At 63.5% G+C, this 433-nt stretch carries 1 pseudogene; it reads left to right on the top strand.

Annotated elements, in window-relative coordinates:
- Positions 1-433 (top strand): annotated as a pseudogene (locus tag PVZ80_RS00250) (hypothetical protein); the annotation flags it as partial.

A 433-nucleotide genomic window follows, 5' to 3' on the forward strand; every position in this document is an offset into this window, starting at 1 on the left:
GCTGAAGGCCACCGACAAGGATGGCGACACCGTGACGGCCGCGGCCGAGAAACTGGTGATCACCGTCGATGACGATACGCCAACCGCAACCGGAGCCGCCGAGGCCGGTACTGTCGATGAAGACGGATTGGCCAATGGTATTGCCGGTGGTGTGGGCGACGTAGCTGGCGAAGCAACGACTGCCAGCGGTAGCGTGACCGGTATCTTCCAGTCGGGTGCCGACGTACCGCTGACCTACTCCTTGTCGAGCGATACCAGTGGCTTGCCGGCATTGAGTTCGGGCGGAGTGGCGCTGGTGTATAGCGTCGCCGGCGACACCCTCACTGCCAAGGCGGGCGCCGTCGATGTGTTCACCTTCAGCCTCAGTGCCGCCGGTGCCTACAGCTTTACCCTGCTGCAGCCGCTGGATCACCCGGCCGGTAACGATGAAAAC

This window comes from Pseudomonas sp. B3G-3 (assembly GCF_028640915.1).
Classification (GTDB): Bacteria; Pseudomonadota; Gammaproteobacteria; order Pseudomonadales; family Pseudomonadaceae; genus Aquipseudomonas; species Aquipseudomonas chlororaphis_I.